The sequence below is a fragment of the Streptomyces sp. NPDC018964 genome (genome assembly GCF_044390325.1).
In the GTDB taxonomy this organism is placed as follows: domain Bacteria; phylum Actinomycetota; class Actinomycetes; order Streptomycetales; family Streptomycetaceae; genus Streptomyces.
In genome coordinates this window covers 171,513-194,478 of record NZ_JBIRYZ010000004.1, presented here as the reverse complement: position 1 = coordinate 194,478, position 22,966 = coordinate 171,513, and the positions used below count along the sequence as shown (strand labels likewise).

Genomic DNA, 22,966 nt, shown 5'->3' with positions numbered 1-22,966 from the left:
GGGGGACAGGGTTGTCCTTCCGCGTGCCGACAGGAGGTCGGCCATGAAGGTCACCGAGGCAGCTCTCCCCTTCCTGCCGCTCTGCCGGCGTCTTCTGCCGACCCGGCTGGCGGATCTCTCCCTGGCCCTGCTGAAGGCGACCGCCCTGGAGCTGGCGATCCTGGCGGGTCACCTCCTGCTCTATCCCGCCGGCATCGTCCAGGAGCGCCGGGGTGCGGGCCCCGCGCTGCCCGCCCCGGGCGGCGCCGCGCAGCTGCCGGCCCAGGCCAAGCCCCCGGTGGTGCTGCTGCACGGCTTCATCGACAACCGGTCGGTCTTCGTCCTGCTGCGCCGCAGCCTCGCCCAGCACGGCAGGCAGCAGATCGAGTCGCTCAACTACTCGCCGCTGACCTGCGACATCCGCATCGCGGCCGAACTGCTCGGCCGGCACATAGAGCAAGTGTGCGAACGCACGGGCAGCCGCCGGGTCGACGTGGTCGGGCACAGCCTCGGCGGACTCATCGCGCGTTACTACGTACAGCGACTGGGCGGCGACGCCCGCGTGCGGACGCTCGTCACACTCGGCACCCCGCACTCCGGCACCCGCGTCGCGCCGCTGGCCAACGCGCACCCCATCGTGCGCCAGATGCGCCCCGGCTCGCCGGTGCTCGAGGAGCTCACCCGGCCCGCGCCGGGCTGCCGTACGCACTTCGTCGCCTTCTGGAGCGACCTCGACCACATCATGGACCCGCTGGAGTCGGCGTGCATCGAGCACCCCGACCTGACGGCGGTGAACGTGCGGGTGAGCGGCGTGGGCCACCTCGCCCTGCCCGTGCACCCCGCCGTGGCGACCCGCATACGGCAGGCCCTGGACACGGCGCTTCCCGGAGAGCCGTCCACCGGCCGCCCGGAAGGCCTGACGGTGGCCTGACGGCCGGCCGGCCGGCCGCCCCTCCGTTCCACCGTCGCGCCGCGCGCCGGTGCCGCGACACGCCCGGCACCGGCGCCGCGGGGCGGCCGGGACCGCGCGCCTCGTCGACAGCAATCCGAACAATGACGGTCCGAGACGGCCCACTTACCGCCACCAACGCTTCATCATTTCGAACAAGCCTCGAACAAAAAGCCAAGACCGCGCCCGCCGTCCGCCAAAAGACGACCGATTGCCCGTTTCCTGCGTGCGCGAAACCTGCGGAAGATTGTCGTGCCCGCGTACCGCCGGGTACAGTCGCCGCACTGCTCTGGCAGCCCCTGTTGTCGAGGCGAAAGAGAAGTTGGTGAACGACCGTCACCCGTCGGGGACCATGGACCCGACCCCGGCTTCCGATGCCGCCTCGGCGCCCTACGCGTCGTACGGCAGCCAGGAGGCCCCGTACGGCGACTTCACCACGTACGGCGAGTACGACGCCACCGGTTTTGCCGCCACCCACTTCGGAACCGGTGGCCACACCACCGGAACCTTCACCGCCGACCCCCTCTTCGGCGACCTCCCCGGCGGCGGTCACGACACGGGCGCGTACGAGACCGGGCACTGGCCCGCGAGCGGTCACGACACCGGGCAGTACGACACCTACGCGGATCCGTACCCGTCCGCGTACGACACCGGCGGCTACGACACGACCGCCTGGGGCACCGGCCATCACCCGCTGACGGTGATCCCGCCGCAGGCCACCCCGTCGGAGACCAGCGGGCAGTGGGACGCCGGCGAGTGGCTCCAGCCCGATCAGGCCGGGAACCCCGCCGACCAAACCCAGCAGTGGGACTGGGGCACGCAGACCTTCGACAGCGGTGTCTACGACGCCACCCAGTGGAACTCCGACGGCGGCGACACCACCGCCCCGGCGACCGCGTCCGATTCCCACGAACCGCAGACCGGGTCCCCCGAGCACCGGGCCGAGTCCTACGAGCACCAGGCCGAGTCCTACGAGCCGCAGGCCGAGCCGTTCGACCGGGAGCCCTACGAGGCTCCCGTCGCCGACGAGCCGGCCGACACCGGTGAGCTGCCCGCGGTGCACCTGCTCGAGGAGCAGGAGGAGACCGTCCCCGCCCCGACGTCGCGCGCGGCCTCGCGCTCCGGGTCCCGTTCCCGCCGCCGCACGCCCGCCAAGCGTTCCGCGCTGCTGACGGTGGCCGTGCCCTCGGCGTGCGTGATGGGTGTCGCCGGCATCGCCGCGGCCTCGGTCGGCGACCTGACCGGCGACGGCGGCCAGGAGACGAAGACGACCGCGGCGGACGCCCAGCCGGTGAAACCGTCCGCCGCCAACATCAAGCTGGACACCCAGCTGGAGAGCCTCGCCGCCGGCGCCGACGACTTCGCCGACCGGGCCAGCCGTACCCAGGAGCGCATCGACCTCAAGGCGCAGCAGGCGGCCGAGCGCAGGGCGGCCGCGGAAGAGGCGGCCCGCAAGGAACGGCTGCGCCCGAAGTTCGCGCTCCCGGTCGCGCAGCACGGACTCAGCGCCTACTACGGCCAGTCCGGCATCAACTGGATGTCCGTCCACACCGGCATCGACTTCCCCGTCTCGTACGGCGCGAAGGTCATGGCCGCGACCGACGGCACGGTGCGCACGCAGTACAACTCCGCCTACGGCAACATGATGATCGTGACCGCGATGGACGGCACGGAGACGTGGTACTGCCACCTCTCCACCTACCAGGTCGCCTCCGGTACGACGGTGAAGGCCGGCGACACGATCGCGTTCTCCGGGAACTCCGGCAACTCGACCGGCCCGCACCTGCACTTCGAGGTGCGCCCCGGCGGCGGCTCGGCGGTCGACCCGCTCGCCTGGTTCCGCAGCCACGGCCTCGACCCGTCGTAGGGGCCGTCCCCCCGACGGGTCCCGGCCCGCTCCGCTACAGCTTCTCCACCGGCGCGTACCGCAGCAGCAGCCGCTTGGGCTTGGTGTCCCCGAAGTCGATCGTCGCCTCCGTGTTCGCGCCCGTGCCCTTCACCGCGACCACGGTGCCGAGACCGAACTGGTCGTGCGTGACCCGGTCCCCGACCGCCAGCGACACCACGGACTTCTCCTCCGTCCGCCGGGTGGCGAAACCGGAGGCACCCGCCGCCGACGAACGGGAACGGGACGACGACAGCGAGGCCGCCACCCCCGACGCCGGACCGGACGACACGGGCGAACTCGCCCCCGTCCGCCTCCACTCCAGGTGGGCGGCCGGAATCTCCTCCAGGAACCGTGAGGGCGGGTTGTAGGACGGCTGGCCCCACGCGCTGCGCAGCGTCGACCGGGTCAGGTACAGCCGCTCCCGCGCGCGCGTGATGCCGACGTACGCCAGCCGCCGCTCCTCCTCCAGCTCCTTGGTCTGGCCCAGGGCGCGCATGTGCGGGAAGACGCCGTCCTCCATGCCGGTGAGGAAGACGACCGGGAACTCCAGGCCCTTGGCGGTGTGCAGGGTCATCAGGGTGATGACGCCGGAGCCGTCCTCGTCCTCGTCGGGGATCTGGTCGGAGTCGGCGACCAGGGCGACCTGCTCCAGGAAGTCGGACAGCGCGACCGACTCGCCCTCGCCGCGCTCCTGCTCGAACTCCAGGGCGACGGCCGCGAGTTCCTGGAGGTTCTCGATGCGGGTCTCGTCCTGCGGGTCGGTGGAGGCCTGCAACTCGGCGAGGTAGCCGGTGCGTTCGAGGATCGCCTCCAGGACCGTCGCCGGGCCCGCACCGGACTCGACGACCGTACGGAGGTCCTCCATCAGCGTGTTGAACCGCTTCACGGCGTTCGTCGAGCGCGCGGCCATGCCGTACGCCTCGTCGACGCGCCTCAGCGCCTGCGGGAAGCTGATCCTCTCGCGCTGCGCGAGGGCGTCGATCATGGCCTCCGCGCGGTCGCCGATGCCCCGCTTGGGCACGTTGAGGATGCGGCGCAGCGGCACCGAGTCCTCGGGGTTGGCGAGCACCCGCAGGTAGGCCAGGACGTCCCGGACCTCCTTGCGCTCGTAGAAGCGGACGCCGCCGACGACCTTGTAGGGCAGGCCGACGCGGATGAAGATCTCCTCGAAGACGCGGGACTGGGCGTTGGTGCGGTAGAAGACGGCGACGTCTCCCGCCTTGGCCTCGCCCGCGTCGGTGAGGCGGTCTATCTCGTCGGCGACGAACTGGGCCTCGTCGTGCTCGGTGTCCGCGACGTACCCGGTGATCCGCGCGCCCGCGCCGGCGTTGGTCCACAGGTTCTTGGGTCGGCGGGACTCGTTGCGCTCGATGACGGCGTTGGCGGCGCTCAGGATGGTCTGCGTGGAGCGGTAGTTCTGCTCCAGCAGGATCGTGGTCGCGTCCGGGTAGTCCTCCTCGAACTGGAGGATGTTGCGGATCGTCGCGCCGCGGAAGGCGTAGATCGACTGGTCGGCGTCACCCACCACGCACAGCTCGGCGGGCGGGACCTCGGCCCCGGGCGGGGTGTCGGCGGGGGGCCCGGAGGGGCCGACGAGCTCACGCACCAGGGCGTACTGGGCGTGGTTGGTGTCCTGGTACTCGTCGACCATGACGTGCCGGAAGCGGCGGCGGTAGTGCTCGGCGACGTCCGGGAAGGCGCGGAGCAGGTTGACCGTCGTCATGATCAGGTCGTCGAAGTCGAGGGCGTTGGCCTCCCGCAGCCGCGACTGGTAGAGCGCGTAGGCCTGGGCGAGGGTCTTCTCGAAGCCGTCGGCGGCCCGGGCGGCGAAGTCCTCCTCGTCGATCAGCTCGTTCTTCAGGTTGCTGATCTTGGCGCTGAAGGACTTCGGCGGGAAGCGCTTGGGGTCGAGGTCCAGATCGCGGCAGACCAGGGCCATCAGGCGCTTGGAGTCGGCGGCGTCGTAGATCGAGAACGACGAGGTGAAGCCGAGCCTCTTGCTCTCGCGGCGCAGGATGCGCACGCACGCGCTGTGGAACGTCATGACCCACATGGCGCCCGCGCGCGGGCCGACGAGCTGCTCGACGCGCTCCTTCATCTCGCCCGCGGCCTTGTTGGTGAAGGTGATCGCGAGGATCTGGCCCGGGTGGACGTGCCGCTCGGCCAGCAGGTGGGCGATGCGGTGGGTGAGCACGCGGGTCTTGCCGGAGCCCGCGCCGGCCACGATGAGCAGCGGGGAGCCGGAGTGCACGACGGCGGCGCGCTGGTTGTCGTTCAGCCCCTCCAGCAGCGCGGCGGCGTCGATCACCGGGCGCGGGGCGCCGTCGCGGTAGTAGGCGTCCCTGTCCGGCGGCACGTCGAACTTCCCGCCGAACAGGTCGTCCGGGATCTGCTCCGGTACGTGCTCGTCCTCGGGCGGTGGCGGGGGCTCGTCCGCGGGGCCCCGCTGGGCCTGGAGGTCCGCCAGGAAGCTGTCGTCAAAGAGGCTGCTCATCGCTCTCCGAGTCTAGGCCGCTCCACCGACAACCCGGAGCCGCCCCGGAAACATCCCCGGCCTCCGACGGCCGGAACGGGGCACGCACCCCCTGGAACCATTCCCTCACCCCACGTGACCGCGTGCGTAAGGTCACGAAAATGTATCGGGCATATCACCCATCAACCTTCACAGGGGCCACACCAGTTGGCTACGGTGCGGGCGGGCCGTACGACCCCCACCGGCGAACCCCGCCGGGCCGCGCGGCCTCCGCCGAGTCCGTCACTGCCCCCGCGGCAGCCGGAGCCGGGGACCCACCGAGACCACGGGGTGAATCGGCCCACTCCCTCGCGGAGCGGCCGTAGGGCAACCCTTCCGAACCACCCGCCCGAACCCGACAGCTAACCCGGTAGGCGGAGCTTTGGAAGGAGTCGCCTCCCTTGGCGTCGCACCGCAAGTCGCGCACCCCCGGCACGCGCGTGACAGGCATACGGACCCCGGCCCTCGCCACGGCCGCCCTGACCTCCGTGGCCCTGCTCTCCCAGACGGCCACCGCCGCCCCCTCCGACGACGGCAAGCCGAGCCTGGAGGAGGTCGAGAAGAAGGTCGACGACCTCTACCGCCAGGCGGAGTCGGCGACCGAGAAGTACAACGCGGCCAGGGAGAAGACCGCGAAGCAGCGCAAGCAGGTGGACACGCTCCTCGACGACGTGGCCAAGCGCACCCAGAAGCTCAACGAGGCGCGGGCGGAGCTGGGTTCCTTCGCCGCCGCCCAGTACCGGACCGGCGCCGGCGTCCCCGACACCGCGACCTTCCTGCTCGCGGACACGCCGCAGGACATCTTCGACCAGCGCCAGGTGATGGACCGGATGACCGGCCGCCAGAAGGAAGCGGTCGACGACTACGTCACCCAGCAGTCCGAGACGATGAAGAAGCGCCAGGAGGCCACCGAGAGCCTCCAGACGCTCACCGAGACCCAGGGCGACCTGAAGACGGCCAAGGCCACGGTCCAGAAGAAGCTCACCGACGCGCGCGAGCTGATGGCGAAGCTGACCGCCGAGGAGAAGGCGCGGCTCGCGGCGATCGAGAAGGAGAAGCAGAAGGAGGCCGCCCGCAAGGCCGCCGAGCTCGCCGAGCAGCAGAAGGCCCGGGAGAAGGCGGCCGCCGCTCAGCAGGACGGCGGCACCTCGGGCAGCACCTCCGGATCCTCCGGCTCGACCACCTCACCGTCGACGGACTCCTCGTACACCACCAAGGCCGAGAAGGCCCTCGCCTTCGCCCGCGCGCAGATCGGCAAGCCGTACGTCTGGGGCGCCACCGGCCCCGGCTCCTACGACTGCTCCGGCCTCACCCAGGCCGCCTGGAAGGCCGCCGGCGTCACCCTCCCGCGCACCACCTACGACCAGGTGAACGCGGGCACGACGGTCCCCGTCTCCCAGGCTCAACCCGGTGACCTGGTCTTCTTCTACGACGACGTCACCCACGTGGGCGTCTACATCGGCAACGGGATGATGATCCACGCGCCGAAGCCCGGCACGTACGTCCGCGAGGAGTCGATCTACTACGACGGCGAGTCCTCGATCCACAGCGTGGTCCGCCCGGCCTGACCCTCCGCAGGGCCGCTTCAGGTCCGTCGGGTTCCCGGCGATCTGTCGCCGGCTGTCGTCCGCGACGGATTGCCGGGAACCACTCCATGAAGCGGCTCCCGGCTCCTCGGAGCGTTCTCCCGCTTCCCGGACGCACGGGACGCCGTGGTCGGAACCGGCTTGACCTTGACGCCGGGTCAACCCTCCATCCTCCCCTCAGGAGCTTCCCCACAACCGACCGGGAAGCTCCGCGAAGGAGGAAGATGACCATGGTGACCCCATCGATCGTCGGTCCGGCGATTCGCGTGCGGGGCCTGGAGAAGTCGTACGGGAAGCTCGAAGTCCTCCGGGGCGTGGACTTCGACGTGGCACCGGGCAGCATCTTCGCCCTGCTCGGCTCCAACGGGGCGGGCAAGACCACCACCGTGAGGATCCTCGCCACGCTCCTGAAGCCCGACGCGGGGACAGCAGGCGTCCACGGCTTCGACGTCGTCACACAGTCGGCGCATGTGCGGGAGTCCATCAGCCTCACCGGGCAGTTCGCGGCCGTCGACGAGATCCTCAGCGGCCGGGAGAACCTCGTACTCGTCGCCCGGCTGCGCCACCTCGAGGACCCGGGCGCGATCGCGGACGGCCTGCTGAGACGTTTCTCGCTGACCGACGCCGGCCCGCGGAAGGTGGCCACGTACTCGGGCGGGATGCGCCGCCGGCTGGACATCGCGATGAGCCTCATCGGGAACCCGCCGGTGATCTTCCTGGACGAGCCGACGACCGGACTCGATCCCGAGGCGCGCATCGAGGTGTGGAACGCGGTCAAGGAGCTCGCCGGCCACGGCACGACGGTGCTGCTCACCACGCAGTACCTGGACGAGGCCGAGCAGCTGGCCGACCGGATCGCGATCCTTCACCAGGGCCGGATCATCGTGAACGGCACCCTCGCCGAGCTCAAGCGGCTCTTCCCGCCCGCCAAGGTCGAGTACGTCGAGAAGCAGCCGACCCTGGAGGAGATCTTCCTTTCGGTCATCGGCGGCGGCGAGAAGAGCGACACCACTGGCACGACAACGGGGGGACAGGCATGACCGCGTACTTCTTCAGCGACACCACCGCGCTCACGGGGCGGACCCTGCGCCATGTCACACGCAGCATGGACACCATCATCACGACCGTCATCACGCCGGTCGCCATGATGCTGATGTTCGTCTACGTGTTCGGAGGCGCCATCGACACCGGGCCGGTTCCGTACGTGAACTACATGCTGCCCGGCATCCTGCTCATGACCATCGCATCGGGCATCTCCTACACGGCGTACCGGCTGTTCACCGATGTGCGGAGCGGGATCTTCGAGCGCTTCCAGTCCATGCCGATCGCACGGTCGGGTGTGCTGTGGGCGCATGTCGTCACCTCGCTGGTCGCCAACCTGATCGCGCTCGTGCTCGTCGTGGGCGTCGCTCTGCTCATGGGCTTCCGCTCGGGGGCGGGAGTGTCGGCATGGCTCGCGGTCACCGGCATCCTGCTCCTGTTCACCCTGGCGCTGACCTGGCTCGCCGTGATCCCCGGGCTCTCCGCGTCGTCGGTCGAGGGAGCGGGCGCGTTCGCCTACCCGCTCATCTTCCTGCCGTTCGTCAGCTCGGCGTTCGTGCCCACGAGGACGATGCCCGGCCCGGTGCGCTGGTTCGCCGAGAACCAGCCGGTGACGTCGATCGTCAACACGATCCGCGCCCTGTTCGCCCAGCGGCCGGTCGGCGACGACATCTGGACCGCCCTCGCCTGGTGCGTCGGCATCCTCGTCGTGGCGTACGTCTTCGCGATGGCCGCCTACCGCCGGAAGATCGCCTGAGGCAGGCTGGGACCCATGCTCACCATCAGCCGGCTCGCGGCGTACGCCGGGGTGACGGTACGGGCGGTACGCCACTACCACAAGGTCGGGCTGCTGCCCGAACCCGAGCGCGACCGGTCCGGGTACCGGACCTACGATGCCGCCGCGGTCGTGCGACTGATCCGGATCCGCACCCTGGCCGACGCGGGCGTGCCACTGGCCAGGGTGCAGGAACTCCTCGACGCCGGCCCGGAGGAGTTCGCCGACGGTGTCCAGGAGATCGACAAGGATCTACGGGCCGAGATCCGGCGGCTGCGGGACACCCGCAGCCGGCTCGCCCGGCTCGCCGCCGGGGAGCACCTGGCGCTTCCGCAGAGCGTCGTGGGCTACCTCGACCGGCTGCGCGGTCTCGGCGTCGGGGAGCGGTACATCGAGCTGGAGCGGGATGCCTGGATCCTGATCTCCGCGCAGGTGCCGGACCTGATCGACTCCGTGATCGCCAAGAAGCACGAGGAGCTGGACGACCCCGACATGGTGAGGCTCTACGGCTTCTTCACCGGGGAGCTCGACTGGCCGGCCGACGATCCACGGATCGTCGAACTCGCCGACACCCTGGAGCGCCTGATGATTCGCGCCGTGAAGGCCGGCGAGGTGGGTGCCGACGACCTCGACGATCAGTTCGTCGCCCTGATGGACTCGACCATGCTCGAGTCCGCACCGAGCGCCGAACTGGTGCTGGCGATCCTGAAGGAGCGTGGCTGGAGTGGCTGGACCCGCATCGAGCGCGTTCCCGCCGACAGGCTCGACACCGAACTGCCGCCGTCTTGAAGGCAGGTCAGGGCCCTGACGCGACGTCGTTCGGGGTGGGCGGCGGCGCTGTCCGCGTCCACCGCCGTCGGGGCGGTCGCCTCCGCGCGGACCGCGGTCACGTCCGGACCCGTGGAGCCGCAGGTCAGGTCCACAGCACGGCGATGAAGATGTTCGCCGTGGTCAGCAGGCCGACCAGACCGAACAGGCCCTTGTCCACCTTCTCGTCGTCCCGCTTCACGTACACCAGGCCGAGGATCACGATCAGCAGGGCCAGCTTCACGCCGATCTTGATGTTGTCGACGGAGTAGTCCTGGGCCTGGTTGAGGCCGACCAGGACCACACCGGTGACCAGCATCGTCAGCGCGCCGTGCAGCATCGCCGGGACGAACCGGGCGGTGCCCGCGCCCATCGCCTTCATCTGGGTGAGGAAACCGCCGAGGAGCGACGCGATGCCGATGATGTGCAGACCGACGAAGAGGTGGATGAGTACGTCCATGAGGCCGGAGCCTAGCCATAGCCGTCTCGTAGCACTCCGGCGCCCTCGCCCGTCCCTCCTCCGGCATATCGGTCATCACCCTGGGTGAAGACGGCCAAGCCGGAACGGAATCACGGCCACTCCCGGTCACCGGCGGTCCGCTCACGCCACTTCCGCACAACCCGTCACCAAGGTGGCGCGGCCGAGCCTAGCGTTCTCCTCGGTGACCGGAGCTCCACCGCCGCCCTGTCCGGGGCGGCAGCCGGACACCACCGCCGAGTAGGTCCGGCGGCGGACGCTCCCCCGTGCACCCGCCGCCGGACCGCCCGCCGGCGGTCCGCTCCGCGCGGTCGTCGGAAAGGACGCGGAAGTCCAGGTGTCAGCGCACCGCAGGGCCCGACAGCGCACGGCTCGCGGCAACACGACCCGCGCGGCGGCCGCCGCCATCGTCCTCACCGACACCGGCCGCCGCGTCCCCGGTCCGGACTCCTCGGCCCCGGTCCGCACGGCCCCGATCGACGAGATGCCGTTCACGGGCGCGACGCGCGTGATGTGAGGCCGGAGGTCATCCGACTCCCCCGGCGCTCCTCGTGCGTGAGGGCTACGGCTGGAGGGCCGTGTCCCGACGGCAGTCGACCGGTTGTCGACGGTCGCGGGCGGCCAGTACGGCTTCGCGGGCGAGGGCCGCGAAGGCCGACGCCCGGTATACGACGCCTTGCGTGCTGCGGCCCGGCGCGACGGTACGACAGCCTTGGCACAGGCCGCCGACGAAGGCGGCAGGGCGGCCCGGCACGCCGCACTCGGTGCACTCCGGCATGAGGCGGCCGAGGAGGCGGGGTTCGGGGGCGTCAGGTGTCATCAGTTCCGGCGTGGGCACGGGTGGCAGCTTGTCGCGCAGACGGCGGGCGACGAAGCCGCGCGGGGCGTGGACGGCGTCGGGCAGGCCGGCGGTGAGGGCCTTCATCAGGGAGACGGGACCGGCCCCTCGTTCGAGCCAGGGCACGACCAGCTCGGTGAGGGCGTGGCAGTCGGCGTCGGAGAGGGCGAGACGGGGTTCGACACGGCCGAGGCGAGCGAGGGTGCGGTAGGCGGTGGCGCGGTGCGTGTCGGGGGTGGTGGGCGCGGGCTCGGGCTCACTCGCCGGGGCGACCTCGACCGGTGCCGCGGCCTCCACGGCGACGTCACCGCCCAGGAACCCCGCCCACCAGGCGCTGTCCCGCGCGGTGCCGGACCAGAACGTACGGAACACCCAGCGCGTGCCGCCGTCGCCGGAGGCGGCAAGGCCCCGGACGCGGTGGAGGTGCCCGGCGCGGGAGAGGAAGTCGAGCGCGCTGCGCACGGCCTGCTGGCCGTAGAGCGGGAGCGCCTTGGCGAGGCTCTTCACGTCCATCGCGGCGCCCTCGGGGAGCCGGTGCACGTAGGCGGCGATGTAGGCCTCGCGGGCGGGCAGGTGCGAGAAGTCGACGGGCCGGAAGGCGGCACCGGGCTCGGCGGGGACGGTGCGTTTGCCGTAGCCGGGATTGGCCATGGGATGAGCTGCGGGTGCGGGCAGGACGGCGATAGAGTTTTCGTCAGCCACGAGATCGTTCCTTGGGTTGTGATCTTGGGGTCAGACCCCGGCGAGTGTTGTGAGCACTCGACCGGGGTCGTTTCGTTGCTGCGCACGCTAGAGGGCGGTGACGCCGCGTCGCAATCTGATCACAACTAGTCATACCGGCTGGCAGAGCGGCCGGTTGCCGCCGGGAGGGTGGGTGGTGGGTTTAACCCCACCACCCATTCCATACAAACGCCGCTCGGAACCCGAGCCTCGCCGCTCGAAGCTCAGGCGCCGGTACGGGCGTAGGCGACGAACGCCGTCCAGGCGACCCCGGCGACGGCGAACCGGGGGCTTTGGGTGCCGAGCTTCGAGTCTCGGACGTGGACGGTGTGGGGGCAGGGGGCTACTTCGACGCAACTGCCGCCCCGGCTGTCGCTATGGCTGGACTTGCGCCAATCCAGGGCTATCTCCAGGCAGTTGCTGCCTTCACTGTCGCTATAGCTGGACTTGAACCATGCCAGATGATCGTTCACTGCCCCTCCGTCATCTCTCTGATGAACTCGGCAGACTCCTCGACGCTCAGAGCGTGCATGCGGATCATGCCATGCTTGCGCGACAGCTCACTGACCTTGCCAGGGTTGACATACAAGGCACTCGTCCCCTGCCCCTCGGCAAAGGCATAAAGCTCATGCTCCTCAGTCTCAAGCAGAACGATCGGGCCGCCGAGTGCAACTCCTCCGCAACGGCCGAACGGCAAGATCTGGATCGACACGTTGCGAAGCTGGCCAACTTCCATCAGGTGCTGCAACTGCTGACGCATGACCTCCTTCCCGCCTACACCGGTATGTAGCGCAGCCTCGTAGATGAGGAAGCCATACATCACGCCTACTTTGCGCTTCAACGCCTCGGCTCTACGCAGCCTGGCGGCAACGCGTTCCTTCACCGTCTCGTCATCCAGCGGCGGGCAACTGCTCCCGATCAACGCTTGGGCGTACTCCTCAGTCTGCAAAAGACCCGGGATCAGGAGGGGCTCAAAGCAGGAGAAGCTGATGGCCTCGGCCTCGATGGCCATGAACTCCTGCGAACGCGCCGGAAACGGCTCCGGCTTCAGATACTCCTGAGCCGCGACGAGCTTCCCGCCCGCCCCGCACAGCTGATCCGCGATCTGCAGGAACCGCAGCGTGGGCCGACGGCGCCCGTTCTCCATCGACTTGACGTACTCGTAGTCGTACCCGGCCTCTTTGGCCAGCGCGTCCCGGCCGACACCGGCCTCCGCGCGCCACATCTTGATCTGGCTGCCGCAGTACCGCCACGCGATCGGCGGCTGGGAGTTCACCTCGGTCGCCATACACACCCCCGCAGGTCCACGCAGGGTACGGCCACGCACCGTACCCACTCCGTCACTCGCGACGCTACGCGCGAGCCGGGACGGTGTTCTCGCCAACCGCGAAACATCAGCGCAAGGGATGAACCGCACATGCACAGCCCCCGGCTTCCGCTGCCCACGACCGCCCCGCAGGACATCGAGTGGCGACTCCCCCGTCACGCCCGCAGCGTCGGCCGCGCACGCACCCTGTTCCGCGAACAGGCGGCCTCCTGGATGCTCCCGCAAGACGTGACCGAGACGGCGGAACTCCTCCTGAGCGAACTGATGACCAACGCGTACCGCCACGCAAAGGCCCCGGCCGGCCGCGAGATCCGGGCCCGATGCGCCCTCACCGACAACCGCCTCCGCATCACGGTCACGGACGCCGACGACACGCTCCCGACGCCGAGTACGGCTTGCCCGGACGACGAGTCAGGCCGAGGCCTCGCACTGGTGGCGACACTGGCGGACGACTGGGGCGCGGAGAAAAGGGAGCGCGGCATCGGCAAAAAGGTGTGGTTCGAGCTGGCGCTCAATGCCACGTAAGTACTCCGCCACTATCAGATGGTCACACCAGTCGCCGTGCCGTCGCCCAGCGGGTCAGTTCGTGGCGGTTGGAGAGCTGGAGCTTGCGCAGGACCGCCGAGACGTGGGACTCGACCGTCTTCACCGAGATGAACAGCTGCTTGGCGATCTCCTTGTAGGCGTAGCCGCGGGCGATCAGCCGCAGCACCTCCCGCTCGCGCTGGGTGAGGCGGTCCATGTCCTCGTCGACCGGCGGGGCGTCGGTCGAGGCGAAGGCGTCCAGGACGAAGCCGGCCAGGCGGGGGGAGAAGACGGCGTCCCCCTCCTGGACCCGGAAGATCGAGTCGACCAGGTCGGTCCCGGTGATCGTCTTGGTCACGTAGCCGCGGGCACCGCCCCGGATCACGCCGATCACGTCCTCCGCCGCGTCCGACACGGACAGGGCGAGGAAACGGACCGGCTGCTCGGCGTCGCTCATCAACGGGGCGCAGCGGCGCAGCACCTCGACGCCGCCGCCGCCGGGCAGGTGCACGTCGAGCAGGACCACCTCGGGCCGGGTCGCGGTGATGACCGTGACCGCCTGGTCGACGTCGGCGGCCTCGCCGACCACCTCGACACCCGTCTGCGCGGTCTGCCCTATCTCCGCCTGGACGCCCGTGCGGAACATGCGGTGGTCGTCGACGAGGACCACCCGCACATGACGCCCGGCGCCCTGTGCCGGTCCCGTCGTTCCGTTCGCCTCGGTCGGCTCGCTCATGACGTCTTCTCCGCCCTCTCCATCTCCAGCTCGACCTCCGTGCCACCGTCCGGCACCGCGCGCAGCCGCGCCGTGCCGCCGTTGCGCTCCATGCGGCCGATGATCGATTCTCTGACGCCCATGCGGTCGGCGGGTATCGAGTCCAGGTCGAAGCCGGGGCCGCGGTCCCGGACGGACACGAAGACCGTCCTTCCCTCGACTTCGGCGTAGACCTGCACCGCGCCTCCCTCGCCACCGTACTTGGCGGCGTTGACCATCGCTTCGCGCGCGGCCTGCATCTGTGCGCCGATTCTCTCGTCGAGCGGGCAGTCGCCGACGACCACCACCTCGAGGGGGACGCCGTGCTTGTCCTCCACCTCGGCGGCGTTGCGCTTCACCGCCTCGGCGAGGGTGGCGGGTTCGTCGTCCTCGTCCTTGCCGTTGCCCTCCGGCTTGTAGAGCCAGGCGCGCAGGTCGCGCTCCTGGGCCCGGGCCAGGCGGCGCACCTCGCCCGCGTTGTCCGCGTTGCGCTGGATCAGGGTGAGGGTGTGCAGCACCGAGTCGTGGACGTGGGCGGCGACCTCCGCGCGTTCCTGCGCCCGGATGCGCATCAGGCGCTCCTCGGAGAGGTCCTGGGTCATGCGCACGAGGTAGGGGCCGGCGAGGAGGGTGACGCCGACGAGGACCGCGAGGGCCGCTTGGAGCACCGAGCCGAGGTGGCTGCCGGAGCCCCGCAGGACGAAGATGCCCGAGGCGCCCGCCGTCACCAGGAGCACACCGGCCCCGGCCCGCAGCAGCGTGACCGTGCGCCGGCGGCGGCCGACCTCCATCCAGCGGGCCCGGCGGGCGTTGTCCGCCTGCCGCCAGACCAGGGCGACGCCCGCGCCGACCAGCACGGTCGGCCAGAGGTAGGCCTTGGCCCCGTTGGTCAGGTTCACATTGCCCACGAAGATCATGGCCACGACGACCATGAGGAGCAGGGCGACGATCTGCCCCTTGTCCGGTTTCCGGGTGACGAGTCTGCGCCGGCCGTCCGGCGAGGTCTCCGTCGTCACCAGCGAGGGCGGCTTCTGCGCGTCCACACCGCCGACGCCCAGCGGTACGAAGAACCAGAACGCGGCGTACAGCAGCGCGCCGAGACCGTCGGCCATGAACAGGCCGACGAAGACGAGACGTACCCAGATCACGGGCAGCCCGAGGTGTCCGGCGAGCCCCCGCGCCACACCACCGAGCCAGCGTCCGTCACTGCTGCGGTAGAGCTTGCGCGGCGGCCGCGGCTCGACTACGGGCGCTGCTGCGGCTTCCGACATGCCATTGATGGTCACACGCCCGGAGTACCGGAGCATCAGGGTCGGCCCCGGAGACTCCCCTGATCTCCGCGGTCCGGGTCCGTCGAACGCTCCCCCGGTCCCGCTCGGGGACCGATATCAGGGTCCGGCCAGGGTCGTACCGACTGCCGCCGCGGCGGCTCGCCCGTCACCATGGACCCATGACCGATCATCAGCACGCCACGACGGGTCCGGGACCCGCATCGGGCCCGGGGGGAGCGACCGCCTCGCCACCGGAGCCGGCCGACGAGAGCGGGCCCTTCCGGCGCGACCGCCGGCACCAGCTGCTCGGCGGGGTGTGCGCGGGGCTCGGTCGGCAGTGCGACATGGACCCGGTGATCTTCCGGATCACGCTCGCGGTCCTGTCCGCCACCGGCGGCATCGGCCTCATCTTCTACGGCTTCGCCTGGCTCTTCGTCCCGTACGAGGACGAGGAGGAGAACGGGATCCGCCGGCTGCTGACCGGCCGGGTCGACGGCCACACCCTGACGGCCGTGCTGTTCGCGCTGGTCGGCTGCGGCGTCTTCCTCACCATGCTGAGCAACGACGGGGTGCTGAGCTTCGCCGTCATACTGTCCCTGCTGCTCGCCGGCGCCGGGTACTGGTCACGGCGGCGCGGTGTGCCCGGACCCGACCCCATAGCCGCCCAGGCCGTGGCCGACGCCCCGCCGGAGCCCCAGGCGCCGCCGGCCCCCTCCGCCTTCCCGTCGTGGTGGCGTGACCCCATCGTCAAGGACGGCACGCACGTCGGGGGCACGGGCTATCTGTGGGGCCCCCTGGACGCCCGCGACACGGACATCGCCGCCGCCGTCGACATCGGCCTCGATCCCCGTACCCGTACCCGTGACACCGCGTACGCGCCGCTCCGCCGGCCGCCGGAGCCGCACGGCCCCCGCGGAATCGGCGGCCGGATCTTCCTGCTCGCCCTGCTCGCCGGCGGCCTCGGCACCGGGTTGACGTGGGAGCAGCACCCCCTCGGCACCAGCCTGCAGGCCGGCCTCGCCTGCGCGCTCGCCGTCTTCGGCATCGGTGTGGCCGTCAGCGCGTTCCTCGGCCGCACCGGGGCGGGATCGATCGTCCTGGCGGTCGTCACGGCGGGCCTGCTCGCCGGATCGGCCGCCCTGCCCAAGGACATCGGCACCGACTGGACGCGCACGACCTGGGAGCCCACCTCGGTCACGCAGATACGCCCGGCCTACGACCTGGGCACCGGCGAGGGCGTCCTGGACCTGTCGGCGATACGCGTGCCCGCGGACGGAACCGTCTCGACCCGGGCCGATGTCGGCCTGGGCCGGATCCACGTGATCGTGCCCAGGGACGTGACCGTGAGGCTGAGCATCGATGTCGGAGTGGGCGACATCCAGTTGCCGGGCGACAGGAAGAAGGACGTGGACGTGGCACCGGGCAAGCACAAGGAGGTGACCCTGGAGCCGTCGGCCGGCGTCGAGGAGGCGGGCACGCTCGACCTCGATCTCCAGGTCGGTGCGGGACAGGCGGAGGTGAGCCGTGCTGCGTCATGAGTTCCAGCCCGGCAGGCTGGTCGCCGGTGCCTTCCTCACCCTCGCCGCGGTGATCTACGCCGGCGACGCGGGCGGCATCTGGGAGACCCCGTGGTTCGTGGTGATCCCCGTGGTCGTCGGCGGGCTCTGCCTGGCCGGCGCGGTGGGTTCCCTGACCGGCCTCATACGCCGTCGTCGAGGCAGGTCGGTCCCCCGGGGGACCGCCCCGGAGACGACCGCCTGAGCAGGAGTCACCGGTACTCCTCCGTCCGTCGCCGCCTCGCCCGCAGAGCGGCGTCCACGGACAGCAACGGAGCACCCGCCAGCACCAGCGGAATCCAGGCCATCAGATACGGGAGGTCATTGCCGTAGTAGTACGGATCGGCGGCCCAGCTCACGGTCAGCCACAGGCTGAGGGAGATCAGCGCGCCGCCCAGGGCGGCCAGGCGGGTGAGCAGGCCGAGCAGGGTGCCGATCCCGACGGCCAGCTCCCCGAGCGCGATGGCGTAACCGAACGCGACCGGGCTCTCCAGCGCCATGTCGACCAGCGCGGGAACGGCGGAGGAATCGCGGACGGCGCGCATCATGTCACCGATCGATCCGGCACCGGCGTCCTTCATGAACGCGCTGTCCGTGAGTTTGTCGAGACCGGCGTAGAGAAAGGTGATGCCCAGAAAGATACGCAGAGGCACGAGGGCGTAGCGGGTGGCGGTGTCCCGCCAGTCCCTGTCGCCGCCGGAGCGTGGGGAGTGCGTGTCCGTTCGCATACCGTGAGTCATCACTGTCCGCCACCTCTCACCGCCGTGCCGGGGCCTCCACGTCAGTCCATACGTACGACAATCGTTCACGGCTCAACCCCGAACACGAGGTCTTTCTCAAGAAGCAGCGTGGGTGTGTACGGGCCGGGGAATGCCTTCCCCGCTCTCAACTCCGCTCGAGCGGTAGGCACGACCGCCCACGAAAGCAACGGTGCGGCGGCAGTGACAGAGCCGCGTACGGCGGGAAGGGGACGGGGCGGGGGTGGCCGCCCGCAGTGGCCGGCGCGTCCGCACCCTTGACCCCACCGGGCAACGTGATCCGCGCCGGTCCGAGGACGGACACCCCCGACACGGCCCCGACCCACCCACCGACCGTGGGCGCTACCTCAGCCCCCACCGGACCGAACCCTACGCCGCAGGCATCCCACCCACCGGGGCGAACAGCCGCCCCGCAGGCACACGCCCCCACCGGCCCAGACGCCGCGCCGCAGGCACCCGCTCCGGCCTACTCCGTCACATCGATCGCGTACCGGTTCGTCTCCACGCCCGCCGCCGTGACGACCTGCACCTCCACCCGCCCCGGTTCCACCTCCGCCGGCACGGGCACGGTCAGCAGCGCGTCCGTCGGGTTGTCGAAGCCACCCGTCACAGGGACCAGCGGCACATGCACGTTCACCGGCCCCACCCGCACCACCATCCGCGACAACCGGTCCGCCCCCTGCGCCCCCACCGGCACGAACCCGGCCCCCCGGATCTCGATGTCGTCCCCGGTCCGGATCGGCGCGTCCAGATCGCCGGCCTCCCGCGCCCGCACCACCGACAGAATGACCGGACGCCCGCCCTCCGCGTACTTCCCGGCGAGATACGTCGCCGCCGACACCAGCACCACCACCGCGAGCCCCCACGGCAGGTCCGGCAACTGGTCCGGCCGCCGGGCCAGCCGCACCGCCGCGAACGCCAGGGCGACACCGCTGATCACGACGTACTGGATGTCGGCGAAGTTCCCCCGCCCCGAGTCGTCGGTCAGCAGGTCCGCCGCCCTGGGCCGGTACGCGCGCACCTTCTGCAGCCGCTGCCCCAGCACCCGCAGCCCGACCACCCGCCGCACCAGCACGGCGATCCCGCACACCACGGCCAGCACGGTCACCACACCGGCACCGCGGGCGAGTTCCAGCCCGTCGATCAGGGCGTCCCGCTCCCGGCCGCCGGAGGCGGCCGCGAGCCGCCCCACCAGAACGAGCACCGCGAACGCCAGGAACAGCACCCAGCACGCGGCCACCGCACGGGAGGTGGAGAGCCGGTTGTCCTCCCCGATCACCGGCGCCAGCACACCCCCGCGCGCCCGGTGGAACCACGACGCGGCGGTCAGCGCCCCGGCCACCACCAGCGCGGCCAGCAACCCGGCGGTGCGCGCGGCGGTCCACCCCGCGCCGATCGCCGTGAGCGCCTGTCCCAGGAGCAGCAGTACGACGCCCGCCCACACCACAGCCGCGGTCCGTCGCCACAGCCGTACCAGCCACGCCGCGCCCTCGGCCCGCCCCCGTTCGGCGACGATCTCCGCGGCCTGCGTGAGCTCCTCCGACACCCATTGCCGGGAGGCGGAGGCGGAGTGGGCCACCGCGGCCGGCACTCCGTGTCCGGCCGCGAACTCGTCCCGCTTCAGCAGGAACGCGGCGACCGCGCGCCGATGCCCCTCACGCGCCCCGTGCGGACAGTCCCCGCAGGTGCAGCCGCCCCCGTGGGCGCCCATGTCGGGGCCGCCCTGCCTCGCCTCCTGCACCGCCACGCCCGAAGCCCGCCTTCCCCACCGTCACAACCACGAATCGGCCCACGATCACTGTCACCGCCCCGTACAAGTCCCCGGTGACGACAGCGAATTGTGCCCTACCCCGTCCCCTCCCCGTCCGGCAGGCCCGTCCCGTACGGGTGAACTTCACGACGCCGGATTGACCCACCGCCCAAGCCACCCGCCGCCCAAGCCACCCGTCACCCGCCCCCACGTCACCCGCCGCCTATGTCAGCAGATCCGGCTCGCTCCGGCTGATGTCCTGCCACATCGGCTGGTAGTTGATCCACGCCACCAGGTCCCCGCCCAACTGCTCCCGCGTCGCCACCGCCTGCCGGTGGTCGATGAGGACGGGCCGGCCCGCAGCCCGCGCGGCGAGCTGCACCTGGCAGGACCGCTCCATCGCCACGAACCACCAGGCCGCCGCGTCCACCGAGTCGCCCACGGTGAGCAGCCCGTGGTTGCGCAGCACCAGCGCCTTGCGGGAGCCGAGCACGTCCGCGATCCGCCTCCCCTCCTCGGCGTCGACGGTGACGCCGCTGTAGGCGTCGTAGAGGGCGTGGTCCTCGTAGAAGGCGCAGCTCTCCTGGGTGATCGGGTCGAGCAGGCCGCCGAGGGCGGCGAGGGCGCGGCCGTGCACCGAGTGGCAGTGGGCGACGGCGACGACGTCGGGCCGGGCCGCGTGCACCTGGGCGTGCACGGTGAACGCGGCCTGGTTGACGTGGTGGCCGCCCTCGACGACCTGGCCGTCCCGGTTGGCGAGCACCAGGTCGCTCACGGTGACCTGCCGGAAGGACATCCCGAACGGGTTGACCCAGAAGCAGTCGCTGAACTCCGGGTCGCGTGCGGTGATGTGCCCGGAGACGCCGTCCTCGAAGCCGAGCCGTCCGAAGAGCCGCAGCGCGCCCGCGAGCCGCTCCTTGCGGTGCCGGCGCTCGTCCTCGGCCGACTCGTGCCGGGGCGGCATGGCGAAGCGCAGTCTGTCGGTGGGCAGCGGCATGGGCGGCGTGGGCCCGTGCATGAGTCCTCCCGCGGGGGTTGCGTACGGGGCGGAAGTTACCGGCGGGCAGCCCCGGACGACAGCTCTCTTCGATAAAGAAGGGGCGCGGGCCTGAAAGAAGCGTCGCGGGCCCCGCTGCTCCGTCCGGAGGACACCGCCGATATCCGACACAAGGTGTCCGGTATCCCCGCCACACTCGACGTCATGAACACGAACTGGGGGGCTTTCGCCGCCGCCGAACCGGACTTCGCGAAGACCGTGGAGGAACGCTTCGCCGCATACACCCACCACGTCCTCGCGACCCTGCGCAAGGACGGCTCACCGCGCACCACCGGCCTGGAGGTCCGCTTCCTGAACGGAGAACTCTGGCTCGGCATGATGCCGGACTCGCTCAAGGCGCTCGATCTGCGCCGCGACCCGCGCTTCGCGCTCCAGGCGAACCCCGGCGACGGCACGGGCATGGGCGGCGGGGACGTCCGGATCGGCGGCCGGGCGGTGGAGATCGCCGACGACGACACGGAGACCCGGCGCCGGTACGCCGAAGAGGTGGAACCGCCGGAGCCGTTCCACCTCTTCCGCACCGAGCTGACGGAGGTCGTGAGGACCTACGTGGAGGACGAGAAGTACCTCGTCGTCCAGGTCTGGAAGCCCGGAGAGCCGGTGCGCACCCTCAAACGGACCTGAGGACCCTGAAGGGTCACTCCCACTCGATGGTGCCCGGCGGCTTGGAGGTCACGTCGAGGACGACGCGGTTGACGTCCCGCACCTCGTTGGTGATCCGGGTCGAGATCTTCGCGAGGACGTCGTACGGCAGCCGGGACCAGTCGGCGGTCATGGCGTCCTCGCTGGAGACGGGGCGCAGCACGATCGGGTGACCGTAGGTGCGGCCGTCGCCCTGGACGCCCACCGAGCGCACGTCCGCGAGCAGGACGACCGGGCACTGCCAGATGTCCCGGTCGAGTCCGGCCGCGGTCAGCTCCTCGCGGGCGATGGCGTCGGCCTCGCGGAGCAGGTCGAGCCGCTCCTTGGTGACCTCGCCGACGATCCGGATGCCGAGCCCCGGGCCGGGGAACGGCTGGCGTTGGACGATCTCCTCCGGCAGGCCGAGCTCCTGGCCGACCATCCGGACCTCGTCCTTGAACAGCTTGCGCAGCGGCTCGATCAGCTTGAACTCGAGGTCCTCGGGCAGGCCGCCCACGTTGTGGTGGGACTTGATGTTGGCGGTGCCGGTGCCGCCGCCGGACTCGACGACGTCCGGGTAGAGGGTGCCCTGCACCAGGAACTCCACCGCCGGGCCCTCGTCCGCGATGATCTCGGCCTGGGCCTGCTCGAAGACCCGGATGAACTCCCGGCCGATGATCTTCCGCTTCTCCTCGGGGTCGGAGACGCCCTTCAGGGCCGTGAGGAACCGCTCCTGCGCGTCCACGACCTTCAGCTGGACGCCGGTCGCGGCCACGAAGTCCTTCTCGACCTGCTCGGTCTCGCCCTTGCGCATCAGGCCGTGGTCGACGTACACGCAGGTCAGCTGGGAGCCGATGGCCTTCTGGACGAGGGCGGCGGCGACGGCGGAGTCCACGCCGCCGGACAGACCGCAGATGGCGCGCTTGTCGCCGACCAGCTCGCGGATCGCGGCGACCTGCTCGTCGATGACGTTGCCGGTGGTCCAGTCCGGGGTGAGGCCCGCGCCCCGGTACAGGAAGTGCTCCAGCACCTGCTGCCCGTGCGTGGAGTGCATCACCTCGGGGTGGTACTGGACGCCGTAGAGCTTCTTCTCGTCGTTCTCGAACGCGGCGACCGGGACGACGTCCGTCGAGGCGGTGACGGAGAAGCCCTCGGGGGCGGCGGAGCAGGCGTCGCCGTGCGACATCCAGACGGCCTGCTCGTCCGGGGTGCCCTCGAAGAGGGTGGAGGAGTTCTTGGAGACGTGCAGGTCGGTACGGCCGTACTCACGGGCGCCGGTGTTGTCCACCTGGCCGCCCAGGCTCTGGGCCATGAGCTGGAAGCCGTAGCACATGCCGAAGACGGGGACGCCGGCCTCAAAGATCTCGCGGTCGAGACGGGGGGCGCCCTCCTCGTACACGGACGAGGGGCCGCCGGACAGGATGATCGCCGCGGGGTTCTTGGCGAGGATCTCCTCGACCGGCATGGTGCTCGGCACGATCTCGCTGTAGACCCGCGCCTCGCGGACGCGACGGGCGATGAGCTGGGCGTACTGCGCGCCGAAGTCGACGACCAGGACGGTGTCGGGCGCGTTGGCAGCGGGGGACGCTGATGACACGAGGTGCCTTCCGGCGGTGGGGCGGGGGTCTTGTGCCTCCCAATTCTACCGAGACGGCGGCGGGACGGGTCCCGCCGCCGGAACCGGGGCCCGTCTCACCATGCGACCCGTGTTGGACAGCCGCGGCGGGCCGGGCATACTTGCCCCATGCTCACGCACCCGACCTACCTCTTTACC

Annotated in this window: 22 protein-coding genes and 1 riboswitch; of the genes, 11 read left to right on the top strand and 11 right to left on the bottom strand. The window is 70.9% G+C overall.

All coding sequences use genetic code 11. The features are described 5' to 3' along the window. Positions 1-43 precede the first annotated feature (43 nt). Both ACH5AO_RS08660 and ACH5AO_RS08655 read left to right on the top strand, forming a co-directional pair. Positions 44-910 carry an esterase/lipase family protein gene (locus tag ACH5AO_RS08660; RefSeq protein ID WP_398923187.1) on the top strand — a complete coding sequence of 289 codons (867 nt, stop codon included), beginning with the start codon at positions 44-46 and terminating at the stop codon, positions 908-910. A 343-nt stretch (positions 911-1,253) separates the two neighbouring features. Beyond that, complete coding sequence (locus ACH5AO_RS08655) at positions 1,254-2,795, top strand: peptidoglycan DD-metalloendopeptidase family protein (protein WP_398923185.1); 1,542 nt, start codon at positions 1,254-1,256, stop codon at positions 2,793-2,795. A 34-nt stretch (positions 2,796-2,829) separates the two neighbouring features. Here the strand turns inward: ACH5AO_RS08655 and pcrA are convergent, their stop codons facing one another. Continuing rightward, a complete protein-coding gene (pcrA, locus tag ACH5AO_RS08650; RefSeq protein WP_398923183.1) occupies positions 2,830-5,310 on the bottom strand; it encodes a DNA helicase PcrA in 2,481 nt (826 codons plus the stop codon). Between the two features lie 240 nt (positions 5,311-5,550). Further along, a riboswitch (cyclic di-AMP (ydaO/yuaA leader) is annotated at positions 5,551-5,722 on the top strand. A 7-nt stretch (positions 5,723-5,729) separates the two neighbouring features. Here pcrA and ACH5AO_RS08645 point away from each other — a divergent pair. From ACH5AO_RS08645 to ACH5AO_RS08630, 4 genes are all read left to right on the top strand, one after another. Beyond that, on the top strand, positions 5,730-6,896 hold the full coding sequence (locus ACH5AO_RS08645) for an NlpC/P60 family protein (protein ID WP_398923181.1): 1,167 nt from the start codon (positions 5,730-5,732) through the stop codon (positions 6,894-6,896). A gap of 248 nt (positions 6,897-7,144) precedes the next feature. Continuing rightward, positions 7,145-7,954 (top strand): ABC transporter ATP-binding protein, encoded by an 810-nt coding sequence (locus ACH5AO_RS08640; RefSeq protein WP_398923179.1) that lies wholly within the window; start codon positions 7,145-7,147, stop codon positions 7,952-7,954. Further along, a complete protein-coding gene (locus tag ACH5AO_RS08635) occupies positions 7,951-8,712 on the top strand; it encodes an ABC transporter permease (protein WP_398923177.1) in 762 nt (253 codons plus the stop codon). Before ACH5AO_RS08640 ends, ACH5AO_RS08635 begins: the two co-directional genes overlap by 4 nt. 15 nt (positions 8,713-8,727) lie before the next feature. Beyond that, complete coding sequence (locus tag ACH5AO_RS08630; protein WP_398923175.1) at positions 8,728-9,519, top strand: MerR family transcriptional regulator; 792 nt, start codon at positions 8,728-8,730, stop codon at positions 9,517-9,519. A gap of 124 nt (positions 9,520-9,643) precedes the next feature. On the opposite strand, the gene ACH5AO_RS08625 is transcribed toward ACH5AO_RS08630, so the two are convergent. Further along, positions 9,644-9,997, bottom strand: a complete 354-nt coding sequence (locus ACH5AO_RS08625) for a hypothetical protein (RefSeq protein ID WP_398923173.1) — start codon at positions 9,995-9,997, stop codon at positions 9,644-9,646. Positions 9,998-10,352: 355 nt separating this feature from the next. Between ACH5AO_RS08625 and ACH5AO_RS08620 the strand changes: the two genes are divergently transcribed. After that, positions 10,353-10,532, top strand: coding sequence for a hypothetical protein (locus ACH5AO_RS08620; RefSeq protein WP_398923171.1), 180 nt, complete (start codon positions 10,353-10,355; stop codon positions 10,530-10,532). Positions 10,533-10,577: 45 nt separating this feature from the next. On the opposite strand, the gene ACH5AO_RS08615 is transcribed toward ACH5AO_RS08620, so the two are convergent. From ACH5AO_RS08615 to ACH5AO_RS08605, 3 genes are all read right to left on the bottom strand, one after another. Beyond that, positions 10,578-11,555: a MarR family transcriptional regulator gene (locus ACH5AO_RS08615; RefSeq protein WP_398923169.1), complete on the bottom strand. Its 978-nt coding sequence runs from the start codon at positions 11,553-11,555 to the stop codon at positions 10,578-10,580. 242 nt (positions 11,556-11,797) lie between these two features. Beyond that, positions 11,798-12,046: a DUF397 domain-containing protein gene (locus ACH5AO_RS08610; protein WP_398923167.1), complete on the bottom strand. Its 249-nt coding sequence runs from the start codon at positions 12,044-12,046 to the stop codon at positions 11,798-11,800. After that, positions 12,043-12,861, bottom strand: coding sequence for a helix-turn-helix domain-containing protein (locus tag ACH5AO_RS08605; protein WP_398923165.1), 819 nt, complete (start codon positions 12,859-12,861; stop codon positions 12,043-12,045). Before ACH5AO_RS08605 ends, ACH5AO_RS08610 begins: the two co-directional genes overlap by 4 nt. A 129-nt stretch (positions 12,862-12,990) precedes the next feature. Here ACH5AO_RS08605 and ACH5AO_RS08600 point away from each other — a divergent pair, with 129 nt between their 5' ends. Beyond that, complete coding sequence (locus ACH5AO_RS08600; RefSeq protein WP_398923163.1) at positions 12,991-13,425, top strand: ATP-binding protein; 435 nt, start codon at positions 12,991-12,993, stop codon at positions 13,423-13,425. Positions 13,426-13,447: 22 nt separating this feature from the next. Here ACH5AO_RS08600 and ACH5AO_RS08595 read toward each other — a convergent pair whose 3' ends face one another. After that, on the bottom strand, positions 13,448-14,161 hold the full coding sequence (locus ACH5AO_RS08595; protein ID WP_398923161.1) for a LuxR C-terminal-related transcriptional regulator: 714 nt from the start codon (positions 14,159-14,161) through the stop codon (positions 13,448-13,450). Next, the gene (locus ACH5AO_RS08590) at positions 14,158-15,450 is read right to left on the bottom strand and encodes a PspC domain-containing protein (protein WP_398923159.1); all 1,293 of its coding nucleotides are present in this window, start codon (positions 15,448-15,450) and stop codon (positions 14,158-14,160) included. The genes ACH5AO_RS08595 and ACH5AO_RS08590 overlap by 4 nt, the downstream gene beginning before the upstream one ends. Before the next feature lie 179 nt (positions 15,451-15,629). Here ACH5AO_RS08590 and ACH5AO_RS08585 point away from each other — a divergent pair, with 179 nt between their 5' ends. Next, positions 15,630-16,988 (top strand): PspC domain-containing protein, encoded by a 1,359-nt coding sequence (locus ACH5AO_RS08585; protein WP_398923157.1) that lies wholly within the window; start codon positions 15,630-15,632, stop codon positions 16,986-16,988. After that, positions 16,975-17,211, top strand: coding sequence for a hypothetical protein (locus tag ACH5AO_RS08580; RefSeq protein WP_398923155.1), 237 nt, complete (start codon positions 16,975-16,977; stop codon positions 17,209-17,211). The genes ACH5AO_RS08585 and ACH5AO_RS08580 overlap by 14 nt, the downstream gene beginning before the upstream one ends. Positions 17,212-17,218: 7 nt before the next feature. Here the strand turns inward: ACH5AO_RS08580 and ACH5AO_RS08575 are convergent, their stop codons facing one another. The 3 genes from ACH5AO_RS08575 to ACH5AO_RS08565 form a co-directional block, all read right to left on the bottom strand. Continuing rightward, positions 17,219-17,746 (bottom strand): DoxX family membrane protein, encoded by a 528-nt coding sequence (locus ACH5AO_RS08575; protein ID WP_398923153.1) that lies wholly within the window; start codon positions 17,744-17,746, stop codon positions 17,219-17,221. A gap of 484 nt (positions 17,747-18,230) precedes the next feature. Beyond that, positions 18,231-19,511 (bottom strand): hypothetical protein, encoded by a 1,281-nt coding sequence (locus ACH5AO_RS08570; protein WP_398923151.1) that lies wholly within the window; start codon positions 19,509-19,511, stop codon positions 18,231-18,233. A gap of 226 nt (positions 19,512-19,737) precedes the next feature. Then, positions 19,738-20,532 carry a class II aldolase/adducin family protein gene (locus tag ACH5AO_RS08565; protein ID WP_398923149.1) on the bottom strand — a complete coding sequence of 265 codons (795 nt, stop codon included), beginning with the start codon at positions 20,530-20,532 and terminating at the stop codon, positions 19,738-19,740. Positions 20,533-20,715: 183 nt separating this feature from the next. Between ACH5AO_RS08565 and ACH5AO_RS08560 the strand changes: the two genes are divergently transcribed. Beyond that, the gene (locus ACH5AO_RS08560) at positions 20,716-21,195 is read left to right on the top strand and encodes a pyridoxamine 5'-phosphate oxidase family protein (RefSeq protein WP_398923147.1); all 480 of its coding nucleotides are present in this window, start codon (positions 20,716-20,718) and stop codon (positions 21,193-21,195) included. 13 nt (positions 21,196-21,208) lie between these two features. On the opposite strand, the gene guaA is transcribed toward ACH5AO_RS08560, so the two are convergent. Next, positions 21,209-22,789 (bottom strand): glutamine-hydrolyzing GMP synthase, encoded by a 1,581-nt coding sequence (guaA, locus tag ACH5AO_RS08555; RefSeq protein ID WP_398923145.1) that lies wholly within the window; start codon positions 22,787-22,789, stop codon positions 21,209-21,211. Positions 22,790-22,966 lie beyond the last annotated feature (177 nt).

Excerpts from the sequence above, each read along its gene's own strand:
- ACH5AO_RS08660 (WP_398923187.1), top strand. The coding sequence starts at position 44 with ATGAAGGTCACCGAGGCAGCTCTCCCCTTCCTGCCGCTCTGCCGGCGT.
- pcrA (WP_398923183.1), bottom strand. The coding sequence starts at position 5,310 with ATGAGCAGCCTCTTTGACGACAGCTTCCTGGCGGACCTCCAGGCCCAG.
- ACH5AO_RS08640 (WP_398923179.1), top strand. The coding sequence starts at position 7,145 with ATGGTGACCCCATCGATCGTCGGTCCGGCGATTCGCGTGCGGGGCCTG.
- ACH5AO_RS08635 (WP_398923177.1), top strand. The coding sequence starts at position 7,951 with ATGACCGCGTACTTCTTCAGCGACACCACCGCGCTCACGGGGCGGACC.
- ACH5AO_RS08630 (WP_398923175.1), top strand. The coding sequence starts at position 8,728 with ATGCTCACCATCAGCCGGCTCGCGGCGTACGCCGGGGTGACGGTACGG.
- ACH5AO_RS08625 (WP_398923173.1), bottom strand. The coding sequence starts at position 9,997 with ATGGACGTACTCATCCACCTCTTCGTCGGTCTGCACATCATCGGCATC.
- ACH5AO_RS08605 (WP_398923165.1), bottom strand. The coding sequence starts at position 12,861 with ATGGCGACCGAGGTGAACTCCCAGCCGCCGATCGCGTGGCGGTACTGC.
- ACH5AO_RS08600 (WP_398923163.1), top strand. The coding sequence starts at position 12,991 with ATGCACAGCCCCCGGCTTCCGCTGCCCACGACCGCCCCGCAGGACATC.
- ACH5AO_RS08595 (WP_398923161.1), bottom strand. The coding sequence starts at position 14,161 with ATGAGCGAGCCGACCGAGGCGAACGGAACGACGGGACCGGCACAGGGC.
- ACH5AO_RS08590 (WP_398923159.1), bottom strand. The coding sequence starts at position 15,450 with ATGTCGGAAGCCGCAGCAGCGCCCGTAGTCGAGCCGCGGCCGCCGCGC.
- ACH5AO_RS08585 (WP_398923157.1), top strand. The coding sequence starts at position 15,630 with ATGACCGATCATCAGCACGCCACGACGGGTCCGGGACCCGCATCGGGC.
- ACH5AO_RS08575 (WP_398923153.1), bottom strand. The coding sequence starts at position 17,746 with ATGACTCACGGTATGCGAACGGACACGCACTCCCCACGCTCCGGCGGC.
- ACH5AO_RS08565 (WP_398923149.1), bottom strand. The coding sequence starts at position 20,532 with ATGCACGGGCCCACGCCGCCCATGCCGCTGCCCACCGACAGACTGCGC.
- ACH5AO_RS08560 (WP_398923147.1), top strand. The coding sequence starts at position 20,716 with ATGAACACGAACTGGGGGGCTTTCGCCGCCGCCGAACCGGACTTCGCG.